At 34.1% G+C, this 17,777-nt stretch carries 16 protein-coding genes; 7 read left to right on the forward strand and 9 right to left on the reverse strand.

Annotated features, from left to right (window positions below; translation table 11 throughout):
• The first annotated feature begins 44 nt into the window (after positions 1-44).
• Positions 45-929 (forward strand): GTPase Era, encoded by an 885-nt coding sequence (gene era / locus R6X41_RS02035; RefSeq protein WP_318496989.1) that lies wholly within the window; start codon positions 45-47, stop codon positions 927-929.
• 14 nt (positions 930-943) lie between these two features.
• Here the strand turns inward: era and R6X41_RS02040 are convergent, their stop codons facing one another.
• Positions 944-1,438 carry a GTP-binding protein gene (locus R6X41_RS02040; protein WP_318496990.1) on the reverse strand — a complete coding sequence of 165 codons (495 nt, stop codon included), beginning with the start codon at positions 1,436-1,438 and terminating at the stop codon, positions 944-946.
• Between the two features lie 86 nt (positions 1,439-1,524).
• Between R6X41_RS02040 and der the strand changes: the two genes are divergently transcribed.
• Together der and R6X41_RS02050 are read left to right on the forward strand one after the other, a co-directional pair.
• Positions 1,525-2,832 carry a ribosome biogenesis GTPase Der gene (der, locus tag R6X41_RS02045; RefSeq protein ID WP_318496991.1) on the forward strand — a complete coding sequence of 436 codons (1,308 nt, stop codon included), beginning with the start codon at positions 1,525-1,527 and terminating at the stop codon, positions 2,830-2,832.
• Between the two features lie 193 nt (positions 2,833-3,025).
• Positions 3,026-5,737, forward strand: coding sequence for an outer membrane beta-barrel protein (locus R6X41_RS02050; RefSeq protein WP_318496992.1), 2,712 nt, complete (start codon positions 3,026-3,028; stop codon positions 5,735-5,737).
• A gap of 96 nt (positions 5,738-5,833) precedes the next feature.
• Here R6X41_RS02050 and R6X41_RS02055 read toward each other — a convergent pair whose 3' ends face one another.
• The 6 genes from R6X41_RS02055 to R6X41_RS02080 form a co-directional block, all read right to left on the reverse strand.
• Positions 5,834-6,751, reverse strand: a complete 918-nt coding sequence (locus tag R6X41_RS02055; RefSeq protein WP_318496993.1) for a mechanosensitive ion channel family protein — start codon at positions 6,749-6,751, stop codon at positions 5,834-5,836.
• A gap of 223 nt (positions 6,752-6,974) precedes the next feature.
• Positions 6,975-7,781, reverse strand: coding sequence for a TPM domain-containing protein (locus tag R6X41_RS02060; RefSeq protein WP_318496994.1), 807 nt, complete (start codon positions 7,779-7,781; stop codon positions 6,975-6,977).
• Between the two features lie 3 nt (positions 7,782-7,784).
• Positions 7,785-8,225, reverse strand: coding sequence for a TPM domain-containing protein (locus R6X41_RS02065; RefSeq protein WP_318496995.1), 441 nt, complete (start codon positions 8,223-8,225; stop codon positions 7,785-7,787).
• A complete protein-coding gene (locus tag R6X41_RS02070; protein WP_318496996.1) occupies positions 8,225-8,830 on the reverse strand; it encodes a LemA family protein in 606 nt (201 codons plus the stop codon). Before R6X41_RS02070 ends, R6X41_RS02065 begins: the two co-directional genes overlap by 1 nt.
• A 13-nt stretch (positions 8,831-8,843) precedes the next feature.
• The gene (locus R6X41_RS02075) at positions 8,844-9,173 is read right to left on the reverse strand and encodes a MerR family transcriptional regulator (protein WP_318496997.1); all 330 of its coding nucleotides are present in this window, start codon (positions 9,171-9,173) and stop codon (positions 8,844-8,846) included.
• The gene (locus tag R6X41_RS02080) at positions 9,173-10,144 is read right to left on the reverse strand and encodes a M23 family metallopeptidase (RefSeq protein WP_318496998.1); all 972 of its coding nucleotides are present in this window, start codon (positions 10,142-10,144) and stop codon (positions 9,173-9,175) included. The genes R6X41_RS02075 and R6X41_RS02080 overlap by 1 nt, the downstream gene beginning before the upstream one ends.
• Before the next feature lie 226 nt (positions 10,145-10,370).
• Between R6X41_RS02080 and alaS the strand changes: the two genes are divergently transcribed.
• The 3 genes from alaS (at position 10,371) to R6X41_RS02095 (ending at position 14,807) form a co-directional block, all read left to right on the forward strand.
• Positions 10,371-12,989 (forward strand): alanine--tRNA ligase, encoded by a 2,619-nt coding sequence (alaS, locus tag R6X41_RS02085; protein WP_318496999.1) that lies wholly within the window; start codon positions 10,371-10,373, stop codon positions 12,987-12,989.
• A 3-nt stretch (positions 12,990-12,992) separates the two neighbouring features.
• Positions 12,993-13,955 carry a GSCFA domain-containing protein gene (locus R6X41_RS02090; protein ID WP_318497000.1) on the forward strand — a complete coding sequence of 321 codons (963 nt, stop codon included), beginning with the start codon at positions 12,993-12,995 and terminating at the stop codon, positions 13,953-13,955.
• 237 nt (positions 13,956-14,192) lie between these two features.
• The gene (locus R6X41_RS02095) at positions 14,193-14,807 is read left to right on the forward strand and encodes a DUF4230 domain-containing protein (RefSeq protein ID WP_318497001.1); all 615 of its coding nucleotides are present in this window, start codon (positions 14,193-14,195) and stop codon (positions 14,805-14,807) included.
• Here the strand turns inward: R6X41_RS02095 and R6X41_RS02100 are convergent.
• Positions 14,802-15,107, reverse strand: coding sequence for a rhodanese-like domain-containing protein (locus R6X41_RS02100; protein ID WP_318497002.1), 306 nt, complete (start codon positions 15,105-15,107; stop codon positions 14,802-14,804). The genes R6X41_RS02095 and R6X41_RS02100 overlap by 6 nt on opposite strands.
• A 106-nt stretch (positions 15,108-15,213) precedes the next feature.
• Between R6X41_RS02100 and R6X41_RS02105 the strand changes: the two genes are divergently transcribed.
• On the forward strand, positions 15,214-15,972 hold the full coding sequence (locus R6X41_RS02105) for an enoyl-CoA hydratase/isomerase family protein (protein WP_318497003.1): 759 nt from the start codon (positions 15,214-15,216) through the stop codon (positions 15,970-15,972).
• Positions 15,973-15,979: 7 nt separating this feature from the next.
• Here R6X41_RS02105 and R6X41_RS02110 read toward each other — a convergent pair whose 3' ends face one another.
• Positions 15,980-17,734: an aromatic amino acid hydroxylase gene (locus tag R6X41_RS02110; RefSeq protein WP_318497004.1), complete on the reverse strand. Its 1,755-nt coding sequence runs from the start codon at positions 17,732-17,734 to the stop codon at positions 15,980-15,982.
• Positions 17,735-17,777: the final 43 nt, after the last annotated feature.

Consider the following 17,777-nt stretch of genomic DNA (forward strand, 5'->3'; position numbering starts at 1 on the left):
TAAACCAAGGTTGTAACTTTGCAACCACTAAAATGCAGTAAAAGATGAATCATAAAGCAGGTTTTGTAAATATTATAGGGAATCCAAACGTAGGGAAATCAACATTGATGAATGCGTTTGTAGGTGAGAAGTTATCCATCATCACATCTAAGGCACAAACCACGCGTCATCGTATTTTAGGTATTGTAAATGGAGATGATTTTCAAGTAATCTTATCAGATACTCCTGGGATTATTAAACCGGCTTACGAATTGCAATCGTCTATGATGGATTTCGTGAAATCGGCTTTTGAAGACGCAGACGTATTGATTTATATGGTTGAAATAGGTGAAACAGAATTAAAAGATGAAGCCTTTTTCAATAAAATTACCGCAGCTAAAATTCCTGTTTTATTACTGCTTAATAAGATTGATAAATCAGATCAAGGTCAACTAGAAGAGCAAGTAGGTTTATGGAGTAGTAAAGTCCCAAATGCTGAGATTTTTCCAATTTCTGCTTTAGAAGGTTTTAACGTTTCTGAAGTTTTTAATCGTATTATCGAATTACTTCCAGATTCTCCACCGTTTTATCCAAAAGATCAGTTAACCGATAAGCCAGAGCGTTTCTTTATCAATGAAACTATTCGTGAGAAAATCTTAATGCATTACAAAAAGGAAATTCCTTATGCTGTTGAGGTTGATACGGAAGAGTTTTTCGAAGAAGAACAAATAATTCGTGTACGTTCGGTAATTATGGTAGAACGCGAAACACAAAAAGGAATTATTATTGGTCATAAAGGTTCGGCTTTAAAACGCGTAGGTGTAGAGGCAAGAAAAGATTTAGAAAAATTCTTTGGAAAACAAATTCACATAGAATTATACGTAAAAGTGAACAAAAACTGGCGTTCAAACTCTGTCCAATTGCGTCGTTTTGGATATAATCAGAAATAATTTGGTGTAAAATTTTATAAATTTAGGTTTTGTTTCATAAAACGATGTAAAATAATCATGTCGTTTTTTCCTTTTGCTCGGCCAGCACGTCCTATAAAATAGAGTGCAAACCAGAGTACAATCATCGTTATACAAATACCTAATTGTAATCCGAAAGCGGTCTTCAAAGCCCAGTTGGAATAGCCCCAAACACCGAAGCCAAAAAAAAGCATTGCGACTACAAAATGTAGAAATATAAAGAGCGTCCAAACGGTCGGATTAGGCCCGAAAAGCCCGTGAAGCTTGCAATTTCCGTCTTCTAACTCGTTGATTTCAAGATGTAATTGTGGAGACCAAAAATGTTGTTTGTGCTTCGGAATGCGAATAAAAACATGATCGTCTACACGCGACACTATAAATTCTGTTTGGGTATTTTTTAAATCTTCAAAAACAGTTAAAATAGTTTCATTACTCTTGGGTAAATCCATGTTAAACCTTGGGCGAAGTACAATGTCGTTATCTAATATCATGTTTTTTCTCACGTTTAAAAGAATGCGTTAAAATACAGTTTTTTCTTAAACTTGTAAACACTACCTTTGCAGACAATTAAAAGTATATGAGTAATATAGTAGCCATAGTAGGAAGACCAAATGTTGGAAAGTCAACATTTTTCAATCGTTTAATACAACGACGTGAAGCCATTGTAGATGCCGTTAGTGGGGTTACTCGCGATAGACATTACGGTAAAAGTGACTGGAACGGAAAGGAATTTTCGTTAATAGATACAGGAGGATATGTAAAGGGGAGTGATGATGTGTTTGAAGCTGAGATCGATAAACAAGTCGTTTTAGCTATTGAAGAAGCAGATGCTATTATTTTTATGGTAGATGTAGAGACTGGAGTTACAGGAATGGATGAAGACGTAGCTAAGTTATTGCGTAAAGTTACTAAACCTGTGTTTTTAGTAGTAAATAAAGTAGATAACGGAAAACGTGCAGAAGATGCTGTAGAGTTTTATTCGTTAGGTTTAGGTGAATATTATAACGTAGCCAGTATAAATGGTAGTGGAACAGGAGATTTATTAGATGCTCTTGTTAAAGCTTTACCAGAACATGTAGAGGAAGAGGAAGAAGATGCTTTGCCTCGTTTTGCAGTAGTTGGTCGCCCTAATGCAGGGAAATCGTCTTTTATAAATGCATTGATTGGTAAAGAACGTTACATTGTTACAGATATAGCTGGAACGACTCGAGATTCTATCGATACAAAATATAACCGTTTTGGTTTTGAATTTAATTTGGTTGATACGGCTGGAATTCGTCGTAAATCTAAAGTAAAGGAAGACTTAGAGTTTTATTCTGTAATGCGTAGTGTGCGTGCCATTGAGCATAGTGATGTATGTATTATTGTATTAGACGCAACAAGAGGTTTCGACGGCCAGGTTCAGAATATATTCTGGTTAGCAGAACGTAACAGAAAAGGGATTGTTATTCTTGTAAATAAATGGGATTTGGTTGAAAAAGAAACCAATTCGGCTAAAGAATTTGAAAGACAAATTCGTCGTGAGATGGAACCTTTTACAGATGTGCCAATCGTGTTTATTTCAGTTTTAAACAAACAACGTATTTTTAAAGCTATTGAAACAGCTGTAGAAGTTTATAAGAACAGAACTAAGAAAATTAAAACAAGTGTTTTAAACGAAGTGATGCTACCTATAATTGAAAGCTATCCGCCGCCAGCATATAAAGCGAAATACGTAAAAATTAAATTTATTACGCAATTGCCAACTTCGCAACCACAATTTGCATTTTTCTGTAACTTACCACAGTATGTAAAAGATCCGTATAAACGATTTTTAGAAAATAAATTACGCGAGCATTTCGATTTTAATGGAGTGCCTGTTAGTGTATACATGCGTAAAAAATAATTAATATTATATTATCATATTATAGCCCGTTCTTAAATAGAATGGGCTTTTTTTATACAAAAAATATGGTGTGATTTAATGTAATACATGTAATTCTGTTTAAGACATTAAACCATTTGTGTTTTGTATGGTCTTAATTATTAAGGAGCATCACTCTAGTTTTAAAACAAACTTTACTTACAAACCAAACAACATGAAATATATTTTCATTGCATTTTTATTTTTGCTATCCACTTTTTTACATGCACAATCCAAAAAATTTGAAATTTCAGGAGTCTTAATTGCTGCAGATGTTAATGAACCTTTGGAAGCTGCAACGGTGTATTTAGAGCGTATTCAAGATAGTTCACTAGTAGCTTATGGCATAACCAATGAAAAGGGTGAGTTTAAAATTGAAGGCAAATCACCAGACGATCGTTTAAATATTTTTATGACGTATTTGGGGTATAAAACATATGCGAAGGTTATAGAAATGTCGTCTGATCAGATTCAATTACCAGCTCTTTTATTAGAAACAGAAGATAATACTCTAGATGAGATTTTAATAAAATCGACAGCTCCTATTACATTTAAGACAGATACTTTAGAATATAATGTTAAGTCCTTTAAAACAAAGAAAGATGCCAATGTTGAAGATGTTTTAAAAGTTTTACCAGGGGTAGAAATCGATGAAAATGGAATTATTACTGTAAATGGAGTTGAAGTTGATAATGTTTTGGTAAATGGAAAATCCTTTTTTGGAGACGATCCCTCCATTGCGACTAAAAACTTAACTAAGGATATGATTAAGAAGATTCAAATCGTGGATACAAAAACTAGAGATGAAGCTTTCGCTGGAGAAGCTGGAGAACAAGAAAGTAAAACGATTAATTTAACGATTGAAGAAGATAAGAATAAAGGGCAATTCGGAAGGTTATCTGCCGCAGGAGGTACTGATGGTCGCTATGAAATGTCAGGTATCTATAATCGATTTAACGATACACGCCGAGTGAGTATATTAGCAGGAGGGAATAATATAAACGCGCCAGGTTTTAGTAATTCAGAACTGAACGATACTTTTGGTCGTGGTGGAAGCAGAGCATTTAGTGGTAGTGGTAATGGAATTATAACATCAAAGAATATTGGGGCAAATTATAACGATTCTCCTTCTAAAAATAAGGAATTTAATGCCGACTATTTTTATGCAAGAAGCGATTCTGATGAGAAACAAAAAGTAGATAAAGAAATATTTCTTCCTGATACCAAGTATTATACTGCCGAAGAATCTAGTAATTTAAAAACAAACGAAGGGCATAGGGCGAATATATCCTACGAAACCGAGTTAGATCCAACTTTAATGATTTCTTTACGATCTCGGTTTGAAGCTAATAAAACCACAGGTAATTGGTTAAGTGGAGAGGAATCTTTTAATGCCGATCAAGAGCTAACAAACGAATCTGTAAGTAAGATTAACAGTGTGGGTGAGGCTGATGAGTTTTCGGCCGATTTACGTGCAACAAAACGTATTGGAGAGAAAGGTAGTTTTATTCGTTTTGAAATGGGTGGTGAACTGAAAAATAGTGATTCCGATAAGTATTTACTTTCAGAAACTAATTATTATGGTAATGACCCTAGTGATGATATTAGAAATCAATATGAAGATGGGGACCTTTCAGAAACTCAATCTAATTCTTCTGTACGGTTTAGGATGCCACTAATTGAAGATAAAATGTCTTTAGATGTAGAGTATAACTATAACGGTACCTTAACAGAGAGTAAATTGGCTACGTATGATTATAATGAATCAGAACAAGATTACTCCGATTTTAATTTCGATCAAAGTACAGATTTCACGAATGAAAATATAACATCTACACCAGAAGTAGGTGTGAGATACCGTGGTGATAGATGGTCTTTTAGAGCAGAGTTGGGTTACGACTTTATAAATTTATCGTCTAAAGATGCGTTGCGTCCATGGCTAAATTTTGATCAAGATTTTGCACAGGTAAGAATAGGGTCTCGATTGGGTTATAATATAAAATCTAAAATGTCTTTTCGTTTGGATTATAGGTTAAGAAATGAAGCACCGTCAATTGCAGAACTTCAACCTTATGTTGATATTAGTAATCCATTACACATAATTAAAGGTAATCCTGCCTTAGAGGTGACTGAAAACCACAGACTAAATGCGAGATTTAATACTAATAATTTTAATAAGCGCTTTGGATTTTTCGGGTATGTAAACATGAGTGTTTTAGATAATAAAGTTGTGGCTAAGTCCATTATCGACGAGAATTTGGTTAAAACAACTACCTATGCAAATGTAGATGGCTCATATAATTTATATATGATGTTGAATGTGTCTCAAAAAATAAGATTAGATTCTATTTCCAATCTTAAAGTAGTTGCAGGTATGCGTCCTAATTTGCAGCGTAATGTCAATTTCAATAATGATGTTGAATATACTAGTACGGTGCGTGCATTGGAACCTTCAATCGGTTTAGTTTATGAAATAACAGACATTATAGAGCTTGAATCTTTTTATTCTACGAAATTCTCTAAAGGGACTTATAGTTTAGAAAGTTTTGACGATACCGCTTTTACCATTCATAATTTAAGATTAAATACCGCTTTGTATTTGCCTAATAACTTCGAGTGGCGAAACAATATTAATTTCAATTACAACTCGAATATTTCAGACGGGTTTCAAAAAAGTTCATGGTTATGGAATAGTACGTTGTCCTATTCTTTGTTAAAAGATACAGGGTACATAACCTTGAAGGCTTACGATATTTTAAACCAGAATACAAATGCCCGTCGTATTGTAAACGAAGATTATATTCAGGATAGTGAAAGTAATGTATTGCAACAGTATTTTTTAATTGGCTTTAGTTGGAAATTTAATAGTCTAGGCACAAAAAGTTAAGTTTAAGGTGTCTCAAATTTGTTTAATAACCTCAGTATTCTATTTGATTGAGATTATAATTAAAAAAGGTCGAGCTAATTAATAAATATATCGTTTTTAGGATGCCTTGTTTTCCAAAACAAAACGTGTTCTCGGTAGGCTATCTGGATAGTTTTTTTGAATATATACTATCATCTTTTCGCGTATATGAACACGTAAATCCCAAGCCATAGGAGAATTTTTAGCACTCACTAGAATTCTAGATTCTACGGTAGTTTCTTTAGATTCTGTAACTTGTAGCACGTTTACTTTTCCATCCCACAAATCACTAGCTTTTAAAAGGCGTGTAAGTTCAGTTCTTAGATCATCAAAAGGAATATTGTAGTCTGTGTATAAAAATATGGTTCCCATAATGTCTGCGTTATTTCTAGTCCAATTTTGGAAAGGTTTTTCTAAGAAATAGGTAGATGGTAAAACTAATCGTCTTTTATCCCAAATGCGAATAACCACATAGGTGAGATTTATTTCTTCAATCCAGCCCCATTCCCCTTCAACAACAACGGCATCGTCAATTCTGAACGGTTGCGTAATCGCAATTTGGATTCCTGCAAACAAAGCACCTACAACTTTTTGTGCCGATAAACCCAGTATAATTCCCGCTATTCCAGCTGAAGCAAAAAGCCCCATACCGATTTTTCGGATGCCATCAAAAGACAGTAAAATAAATCCTATAGCCGAAATAATTATTATAAAAATAAGAACCTTTTCTAAGATATTAAACTGTGTGTATATTTTTCGTGAATGTAAGTTATCTTCTTCAGAGATGTCGTAATGTCTTAAGAATCTTGTTTTTAGTAAGCGTAAAACGACTATGATTACCCAAGCAGAAGCAGCTATAAAGAGATTTGATTTTTGGGTAGTCAAGATGGAAAAATCCAAGCCTGTAATTCGAGTTAGAAAATCAGCTATTAATTGTATACTCATCACAAGAATTAATACTAAAATACTGATTATAAGTTTGGTGTGTTTTTTCATAGTATGAAGTGTTGTTTACTAGAAATAAAAAAATGACTAGTACGATTTAGCTATGAAATAGAAAATTAACCTCGAAAAAATAGTGATGAGGATGGCACTTCACAGCATTTTTATTTTAAAGTTAGCCAAAAAAAGACAAAACAAAAAAGCATAAAGCTATGAACTGAATAGAAATCAGATTAATAAAAAATAAGACATGAAAAATTGAATATTTGATAATGAGTTACCAGCTCCCGCCAGCTCCACCACCACTAAAACCACCGCCACCGAAGCCTCCACCAAAACCGCCGCCGCCGCCAAAACCGCCGCCACTAGAAGATCCAAAGCCTCCACCAAAACTACCACGGCCCATATTGCTTAAAATAATAGCGTCTAAGATGCTTGTTGGTCTACGGTTGTTGCCATTTCCGCCGCCACCGCGTTTGTTTTTAGAAATAGCTATAATGAAAATTATGAAAATAACGATCATAAAGATGATCTTACCTGAAGGAAAATTATCTGGTTTAGCACTTTGTCTAGAACCCTGATATTCCCCCATAAGGAGCTGAAAAATAGCATCAGAACCTTTGTTTAATCCTACGTAAAAACTCCCTGTTTTAAACTCGGGAATAATCACATCTCTTGTAATTTCGCCTACAATACCAGCGGTAAGTCGGTTTTCTACACCGTAGCCTGGAGCAATCCATATTTTACGATCGTCTTTGGCTAATAATATAAAAACACCATTGTCTTCTTTTGCTTGGCCAATGCCCCATTCTTGGGCCCATTTAGGAGCCAATAATCCAATGTTTTCACCCTTTGTGGACGCGATAATGGCAACCACAATTTGTGTAGAAGTTGTATCGGAGTACTTTACAAGTTTAGTTTCGAGGGCACTTTTTTCTGCTGGCGTTAATAAATTGATATAATCGTAAACACTGGTTTGAATTTCTGGTTTAGCAGGAATCTCAAATTGAGCTGTAGCTAATTGTGTGAAACAAAATGTAATACATATACAGGTAAATAACCAAGTGTTTTTTAATTTTTGCACGATCTATCCGTTTGAAATTTCGTTAGGTAATTCGTTAATGTCTGAAGCGTCCCAAGGGAAATTAGCTTGAAGCTCTTTTCCTGCTCTTAGTACACCTTCAATAAGGCCTTCTTTAAATTTACCTTGTTTAAAATGAGATTGGATCACATCTTTTGTAGCGTCCCAGAAATTATTGTCAACCACATCGTTTATGCCTTTGTCACCGTAAATAACAAAAGTTTTATCTTCTACAGCAACATAAATAAGTACTCCGTTTTGGAGTTTTGTATTATTCATTTTTAGAGCAAGGAAAACTTCCAAAGCACGTTCGTAAACGTCTATGGAAGTAGTCTTTTCTATATGAATTCGGATTTCACCAGATGTTTGTTTTTCGGCCACACGAATAGCTTCAACAATCTCGTTCTCTTCTTTTTGACTAAGAAATTTTTCTACTTTAGAATCCATTATTTTTTATTGAAATCGAATTCAACATCTACTGGTTTTTCTGCACCCGCTTCAGCATCGAAATACGGCTTGGCATCGAAGTTCAAGAATCCTGCTAATAAAGAATTAGGGAATGTTTTTACGTGATTGTTATAAGGCTTAATAGCTTCGTTATAACGTACTCTCGCAGTTTGAATCGTGTTTTCAGTACTTGTTAATTCGTCTTGAAGTTTTAAGAAATTCTGATTGGATTTCAAGTCAGGATAGCGTTCTACCGAAACTAATAATCGAGATAAAGCACTACTTAATCCACCTTGAGCGTCATTAAATTGTTTTAATTGTTCTGGTGTTATATTTTCCGGGTTAATTGTTGTAGAAGTTGCTTTTGCACGCGCTTCAATAACATCCGTTAACGTCGATCTTTCAAAATCTGCAGCACCTTGAACTGTTTTTACAAGATTTCCAATAAGGTCGTTTCTACGTTGGTAGGACGTTTGTACATTACCCCAAGCTTCACTTACATTTTCATTAAGTCTTACAGCTGAGTTGTTAAATCCTACACCCCATTTGTAGAATCCTATTACAATAACTGCAACAATAATTACAGGAATTAACCATTTTTTCATGATTGTTAGTTTTTTATAGTTGATTTTTAATTCTGATAAGTTGGTTTTTTATATCCTCCAATTTATCTATAATGTCAAAGTTAGTTAAAGTTTTCTTTTTTTCTTCCTTTAAATGAGTTTTTGCGCCGTCTAGCGTAAATCCTCGTTCTTTAACTAAATGATAAATTAATTTTAGATTTTTTATATCCTCAGGTGTAAATTTCCTGTTGCCTTTAGCGTTTTTTTTAGGCTTAAGCACATCGAATTCTTTTTCCCAAAAGCGGATTAAAGAGGCATTAACATTGAATGCTTTGGCGACTTCGCCAATACCATAATAGCGTTTTTCGGGTAAATCTATATGCATTAATCTAATGATTGATTTTCTAAAGAAGCTTTCTCTAAAAGACTATTGTATTCTTCGGGAGTTAAACTGCCATAATAGAAATTTGTTGGGTTGATGCGTTCGTCATCTTTAAAAATTTCATAGTGCAAATGAGGTGCTTCAGACCGGCCTGTACTTCCTACAAATCCGATTAGATCTCCGCGTTCTACTTTCTGATTTTTCTTGACATTGTATTTGTAAAGGTGAGCATATAAACTCACATAGCCATAGCCATGGTCTATTCTAATATGATTTCCATAACCAGTAGATTGATTATCGGCACGAATTACAACACCATCACCAGTTGCATATACGGGAGTTCCTCTTGGTGCGGTGAAATCCATTCCATAATGAAATTTACGAGCTTTTGTAAACGGATCTGTTCTATAACCATATCCTGAAGCAATTCGAGTTAGATCGACATTATTTACAGGTTGGATTGCTGGAATAGCTGCTAATAATTTTTCTTTGTCTTCTGCTAATATTGCAATTTCGTCTAAGGATTTAGATTGCACTACAATTTGTTTCTGAAGAATATCTAGTTTTTTATTGCTTTCAACTATAAGTTTAGAATTGTCGTAACCTTCTAATCCTTTATATCGGTTTATACCTCCAAAACCTGCTTTACGTTGTTCTTCAGGAATGGGGTTCGCTTCAAAATAAATACGGTATATATTGTTGTCTCGATCTTCTAAACTGGCTAAAACTTCAGAGGCTTCATCCATCTTTTTGTTTAGCATATCATAATGCAATTGCATATTTACTAATTCGCGCTTTAAGGCTTTCTCTTGTGGCGATTCAACAAAATGACTTGTGATAAAAATGGTTAAAAATCCGAATAATGCAGCAGCCGTTATAAATCCTAGGATAAACTTAAACGTATTTCGTTTTTTACGCTCTATTTTACGATAGGAAAGCGTCTCAGGATCATAATAATATTTTACCTTACTCATTATCTAATTTATACTATTTTTGCAATTATAAAGATTAAACATGGTGTTAAATCAAGGGTATTCTGACAAACCTACAAAAATATTTTCTTTGCAAATTTAAAAAACTAATGAGAATATTTTACGACTAGATTCAAGCAAACCTTTATTTAACAATATATTTGCACTTTAAAACCGAAAAACGACCTCTTAAAAGTAGTCAATTTAATAACATTTTGTTACATATATTATGAAATCTCAAGACGTTCGCGCTAAATATTTAGAATTTTTCAAAAGTAAGGGTCATACCATTGTGCCTTCTGCACCTATGGTTTTAAAAAACGATCCTACGTTAATGTTTGTTAATTCGGGAATGGCTCCATTTAAAGAATACTTTTTAGGGCAAGCTGTACCTAAAAATACCAGGTTAACCGATTCGCAAAAATGTTTACGCGTTTCTGGAAAGCATAACGATTTAGAGGAAGTAGGTTACGATACGTACCATCATACTTTATTTGAAATGCTTGGGAACTGGAGTTTTGGCGATTATTTTAAAAAAGAAGCTATTGCTTGGTGTTGGGAGTTGTTAATTGATGTATATGGTATAGATAAAGATATTTTATATGTAACTGTTTTTGAGGGAGACGAGGCTGATGGTACGCCAATGGATCAAGAAGCATACGATTTTTGGAAAGAAATTGTTTCTGAAGATCGCATCTTGCTAGGAAACAAAAAAGATAACTTTTGGGAAATGGGAGATCAAGGACCATGCGGACCTTGTAGTGAAATTCATGTAGATATTCGATCGGCTGAAGAAAAAGCTAAAGTCGACGGAAAAACATTAGTTAATGCAGATCATCCGCAAGTTGTCGAAATTTGGAACTTGGTATTTATGCAATACAATCGTAAAGCCAACGGTAGTTTAGAAGCTCTTCCAAATAAACATATCGATACAGGTATGGGGTTCGAACGTTTATGTATGGTTATGCAAGGTGTACAGTCTAATTACGATACCGATGTGTTTACCCCAATTATCCGTGAAATTGAAACGATTTCTAAAACGACTTATGGTAAAGATGAAAAAGTAGATGTTGCGATTCGTGTCATTTCAGATCACGTGCGTGCTGTAGCATTTTCAATCGCAGACGGACAATTACCAAGTAATACTGGAGCAGGTTACGTAATCCGTAGAATTTTACGTCGTGCTGTACGTTATAGTTTTACATTTTTAGATCAAAAAGAACCATTTATTTACAGACTAATAAATGTGCTTATTAATAAAATGGGAGATGCTTTCCCTGAATTAAAATCTCAAAAACAACTGATTCAAAACGTAATTAAAGAAGAAGAGATGTCTTTTTTAAGAACATTAGATCAAGGTTTAGTGCTTTTAAATGGTATTATCGATCATGCCTCCACAACAGTGATTTCTGGAGAAAAAGCATTCGAATTATATGATACTTATGGATTTCCAATAGATTTAACGTCTTTAATACTTCGAGAAAAAGGATTAGAATTAGACGAAGCTGGTTTTCATGTTGCCATGGAAAAACAAAAATCAAGATCGCGTTCGGCAAGTGAAATGTCTACAGGCGATTGGACTATTTTAATCGAAGATGCTGTTCAGGAATTTGTAGGTTACGATACTTTAGAAGCTCCTGTGAGAATTACACGTTACAGAAAAGTGGTCTCTAAAAAAGATGGAACAATGTATCAACTAGTATTTAATCTTACACCTTTTTATCCAGAAGGCGGAGGGCAAGTAGGAGATAAAGGATATATAGAGTCGCCTAATGGGAACGTCACTTATGTTTTAGATACCAAAAAAGAAAATAATGTTGTGTATCATTTAGTGAAGGAACTTCCTGAAGATTTAAACGATGTTTTAAAAGCGGGTGTCGATGAGAAACAACGTAGCAGAACGTCTAGTAATCATACCGCAACACATTTATTGCATCAAGGACTTCGCGAAATTTTAGGAGAGCATGTAGAGCAAAAAGGATCTGCTGTACATTCTAAACATTTACGTTTCGACTTTTCTCATTTTTCGAAAGTTACGAATGAGCAATTAAACGATATAGAAGATTTTGTAAATGCACGTATAGAAGGTAAATTGCCTTTACAAGAACAACGTAATATTCCAATGCAAAAAGCAATAGACGAAGGCGCAATGGCGCTCTTTGGAGAAAAATATGGAGATACTGTTCGTGCTATTCGTTTCGGTAAATCTATAGAACTTTGTGGAGGAACTCACGTAAAAAACACAGCCGATCTTTGGCATTTTAAAATCACTTCGGAAAGTGCTGTAGCTTCAGGAATTCGTAGAATTGAAGCGATTACAAATGATTCTGTAAGAGATTTTTATACAGATAATAGTAAGATTTATTTTGAAATGAAAGAATTGCTTAATAATGCTCAAGAGCCTATTAAAGCACTTCAGAATTTACAAGATGAAAACTCAAGTCTGAAAAAACAAGTAGAAGTACTTTTAAAAGAAAAAGCAAAAAATGTTAAAGGCGAGCTTAAAAACGAAGTAGAAACCATTAATGGTATTCAGTTTTTAGCAAAGCAAGTCGATTTAGATGCTTCAGGAATTAAAGATTTATCTTTTGAGTTAGGTGGGACTTTAGAAAATGCATTTCTAGTTTTTGGAACAGAACAGGACGGAAAAGCGCTCTTATCATGTTATATTTCTAAAGAATTAGTCGCTAGCCATAAACTAAACGCCGGGCAAGTAGTGCGCGAATTAGGAAAATATATACAAGGAGGCGGTGGCGGACAGCCGTTTTTTGCTACAGCTGGAGGTAAGAAGCCAGAAGGTATTGCAGAAGCTTTAGTCGCTGCAAAAAATTATGTTGTTAATCCATAACATATGAAATTTTTTACCGAGATCCCAATACAACAGCAAACCGAAAATCAAATCGATTATCAGTCTAAGGTGTTGTTATTGGGATCTTGTTTTGTAGAAAACATAGGTGAAAAGTTCGATTATTTTAAATTTCAAAATCTTCAAAATCCGTTTGGTGTTTTGTTTCAGCCTAAAGCGATAGAACGCTTAATAAGTCATGCCGTTAATGGAAAAATTTATACAGATATTGATCTGTTTTCTCAGGATGAGGTTTGGCATTGTTTCGAAGCACATTCTAAATTAAGCGGATTAGATAAGGCACAAGTTTTAAACGGATTAAATTCAGCTTTAAAACAGACTAAACAGTTTTTGGATACCAGTACACATATTGTAATTACTCTAGGGACAGCTTGGGTGTACAGAAATTTAGCATCCAATACTATTGTTGCAAATTGTCATAAAGTGCCACAAAAAGCTTTTAAAAAGGAATTGTTGAGCAGTGCAGAGATTGCACAATCGTTACAACAGATGTTGCGCTTAATTGCTTCAGTAAATCCAAATGTTCATGTGGTTTTTACGGTTTCACCTATTCGACATACAAAAGATGGTTTTGTCGAAAACACTCGAAGTAAATCACATTTAATATCTGCAATCCATCAGCTTTTAGATGATTCAGAAACACATCAATTACATTATTTTCCGTCTTATGAAATTATGATGGACGAGCTTCGCGATTATCGCTTTTATGCGGCCGATTTAATTCATCCTAATCAAATGGCTGTCGATTATATTTGGGAGAAATTTCAAGCCTCTTGGTTTGCGTCTACAACAGTTCCAATTATGAAAGACGTACATGTTATTCAAAGCGGATTAAAACACAAACCTTTCAACGAATTTTCTGAGAATCATCAGAAATTTCTTAAGGATTTAAATAAGAAAATTACTAATATTCAGAAAAAAATAGATTGGATTTCTTTTTCTTTGTAAGAATTTATTGTGAAACTTTCGATTATTTCACTTTATGTCTAATTTTCATGTCAATCATCTAAAAGAATCGCCAATTGTTTAAATAATATATAATTTAGCAGTGCTATTAATCAGTCTGTTAAGAAGTATCAACGTCATGAAGCATGAAGTATGTGAACAAGGAGTTGATGCTTTTTTAATGCCTAAAAGTGTCGTGTTACTCAACATATTTTATACCTTTAATTAAAAAATAAATTGATGCGAAATATAACTTTTGGAGTCCTTATCGCAATAGCATTTTTCTTCACGTTTAAATATTGTAATCCAAAGACAGACGACGATTCTGAACTTTTACAAAGTTCGATGTTAATTCAAGAGCAGATTAAAAACGTTGGTAAATTAGTTGTTACAGAAGGTCATTTTAGCGAGGTGTTTACCTACAAAGATTCTAAGGAAGTATTCCCGTATTTAGTTAGTGCAGAAAAAAAAGCCTTGGTTGTTGTAAATGCTGATGTTACCATATCTTACGATTTAAGTAAAATTACCTACGATATCGATGAGGTGAATAAAATATTAAATATCACGTACATTCCAGATGAAGAAATTAAAATTAGTCCCGAATTTGAGTATTATGATATACAAGCCGATTTTTTAAATCAGTTTGAAGCAAAAGATTATAATAAGATTAAGAATAAGGTAAAAGCCTCTTTAATGAAAAAAGTAGCGGCTTCAGAATTTAAGAAAAATTCAAAAAACAGATTAATTAGTGAACTTGCAAAGTTTTATATATTAACCAATTCTTTAGGTTGGACATTGCAATATAATAATACGCCAATTACAGCCGAGGAAACATTGCAAGATTTAGAATTATAGTAACCTTTTTAGAGTCTGGTAACTTCCGCCGTTTGTGGCTTCAATACCGTTTATAAGTAAAAATTTCACAGCTTTTGCAGATCTAACACCGCTGGCACAGCACACAATAAAAGGTTTTTTAGTGGTTTTTAGTAGTATTACTTTTTGATGTAAATCTGCTATTGGTACATTTTCCGATCCAATAATATGACCTTTTTTGTATTCCCTTCTAGAGCGAACATCTAAAATAATGGCACCTTTAGACTTGAAATATTGAATATCGCGTTTTTGCTTTCTGAATAAAAAATCGAGTAAACCCATGACTTTTTTTATAAAAATACGAGTTTTCTTAGATAAATGAAAGCTTATCAATACCCAACTTAAAAATTTCTGTATCTTCGATTTTCAATATTTTGCTGATTAAAACATGGAACAACCCTTCGTAAAACAAGTCGTAGAAGACGGCATAAGTACCATTACATTTCACAATCCGTCACATAATGCATTACCTAGCGCACTACTTTCTAAGTTAGAAAAAGCCATTAATTTGGCTGGTAAAAATAACGATGTACAGGTTGTGGTTTTACAAAGTGGAGGAGATAGAACGTTTTGTGCAGGTGCAAGTTTTAATGAATTAATTGGTATTGAGACGGAAGCCCAAGGACAATTGTTTTTCTCTGGTTTCGCAAATGTTATTAATGCGATGCGTAAGTGTCCTAAATTTATTGTTTGTGCAGTACAAGGTAAAGCTGTTGGAGGCGGGGTTGGCATAGCTGCTGCAGCCGACTATTGTTTGGCAACACAACACGCTTCTATTAAATTAAGTGAATTGAGTATTGGCATCGGGCCTTTTGTTATAGAGCCCGCTGTGAGTCGAAAAATTGGAATGACAGCGATGTCTGAAATGACTATTAATGCAGAGCAGTTTTACGATGCTCAATGGGCAAAACAAAAAGGATTATATGCAGATGTTTTAGATTCTAAAAGCGCATTAATTGAAGCTACTAAAACATTGGTTCAGAAACTTAAAACGTACAATCCAGACGCCGTTAAAGCCATGAAAGTTGTGATGTGGCAAAACACGGAGCATTGGGATAATTTACTTGCAGAACGTGCAAAAATAAGCGGAACTTTAGTTTTGAGTACTTTTACGAAAGCCGTATTGAATAGCTTTAAAACGACCTAAGTTATGTTTAAATAGTGTTATTGATAATCTGTAAGCCGCCATTAATTAAATGTTTAATTTCTGGTCTATTCTGTTTCAGTTCTTGTAAACGAGTTAGGATATCTTCTTTTAAAATAAGGTTGTTAGATTGATGAGCGAGTTCATACAATTCTACAGTTAGTAACCAATCGCTAGAATAATTTTCTTTTAGTGACTTCAAAATTTCAGAAAGTGAAACCGTCTTGTTTTTTCCTTCTCGATAGTTTCTAACGTTTTGATACAATTTCTCTAAAGCAATATTCTCTATGGTTTTTTTAGCTTTTATAGTTTGATGCGTTTGTGTATGCGTAATAAGATTGAAGCTTTTAAAATCGGCCGGACCAGAATAAGCAGAGACAATAGATTTACCCACAGCCATATCAAAATGACCACAATCAGGACTAAAAAGTATAGTTTCTTGATGAGAAACGGTACAATTTTTAAAACTGATTAAAATAATCTTTCCTTGTAAATTGCGTTTTCCCGTAATGATTTCGCCACGAACAACAAGGTTGTTTTTAAACTCTAAAGTAACTATTTTTCCTTCGTAAATATCGTAGGCGTTTAAATCACGGGGACTCATATCTTCAATGGCTAAATTTATGCCTTTTAACTTCCCAATAGGAGAGCCAAAGCCTTTTGGGTGATTCTTAACACCATGTCCAACTAATTCTTTGTCTCTATAACCTAAAGCCGTTTCGTTCGTTGTCTGAAAATAAATGGGTTGATTATTGGCCTCTAAAACAGTATCAAAAACACCAGAAATTTGAATACCTGTACTCAGTTCAATAGTGCCTATTGCTTTTGAATCAATCAACTTCTGAATACCATTTAATCCGCCTGTTCTCAATGCCATAGTATTGGCAAATTCTTCTAATACTAAACTTAAATGTGCAAAATCTGGAGTGACATACAGTTGAGGTTGTGGCTTCGTAATATCGAAATTTTGATGTAGAGCTTCAATAGTATAAGGAACTTTCTTGACTTCATTAGTCATACACCAAGCACTTTCGCCTATAGATGATAGTAATCCTGCACCATAAATTTTAGGATCACTAATACTACCAATTAAGCCATATTCTACAGTCCACCAATGCAGGTTTCTTATTAGTGCCATTTCGCTTGGTTCCCCCATGTTTTGCTGAAGCACCTCAACCTTTTGTTCTGCTTTAATAATATCTGTTTCTAGAGAACCATGAGCCTCTTTAATGATAGATAAGTGTCTTACGGCTTCGTACAATTCGAAATCTTTAGCCGACGAAATTGCTTTACAACCAATCTCTCCAAAACGTCTTAAATATTCCGCATATTCTGGATTCGCAATAATAGGAGCGTGGCCTGCACCTTCGTGAATAATATCTGGGGCAGGTGTATATTCTAGATGTTCTAATTGTCTGATGTCGCTTGCAATAACCAAGACGTTATACGCCTGAAATTCCATAAATGCATTTGGAGGGATAAAGCCATCTACAGCAACAGCGGCCCAACCAATATCTTTTAAAATACGGTTCATACCGTACATATTAGGAATGCTTTCAATGGATATCCCAGTTTGTTTTAGTCCGTCTAAATACGATTTATGTGCAACCGTACTTAAATAATCTACATTTTTACGCATAACATACCGCCATACGGCTTGATTTATAGCCGTATAATCATCGTAATTTTGTGGCTTTATAAACTGCTGTAAGTGTTTTGGTAAACGCTTTAAAATAGGATTAGATGGTATTGTATTGTTCTGCATTATTTTACAAGTTGCTTAGAGTAAGGTCAATCGTGTTCTAAAT

Source organism: Formosa sejongensis, from assembly GCF_033447105.1.
GTDB lineage: Bacteria > Bacteroidota > Bacteroidia > Flavobacteriales > Flavobacteriaceae > Formosa.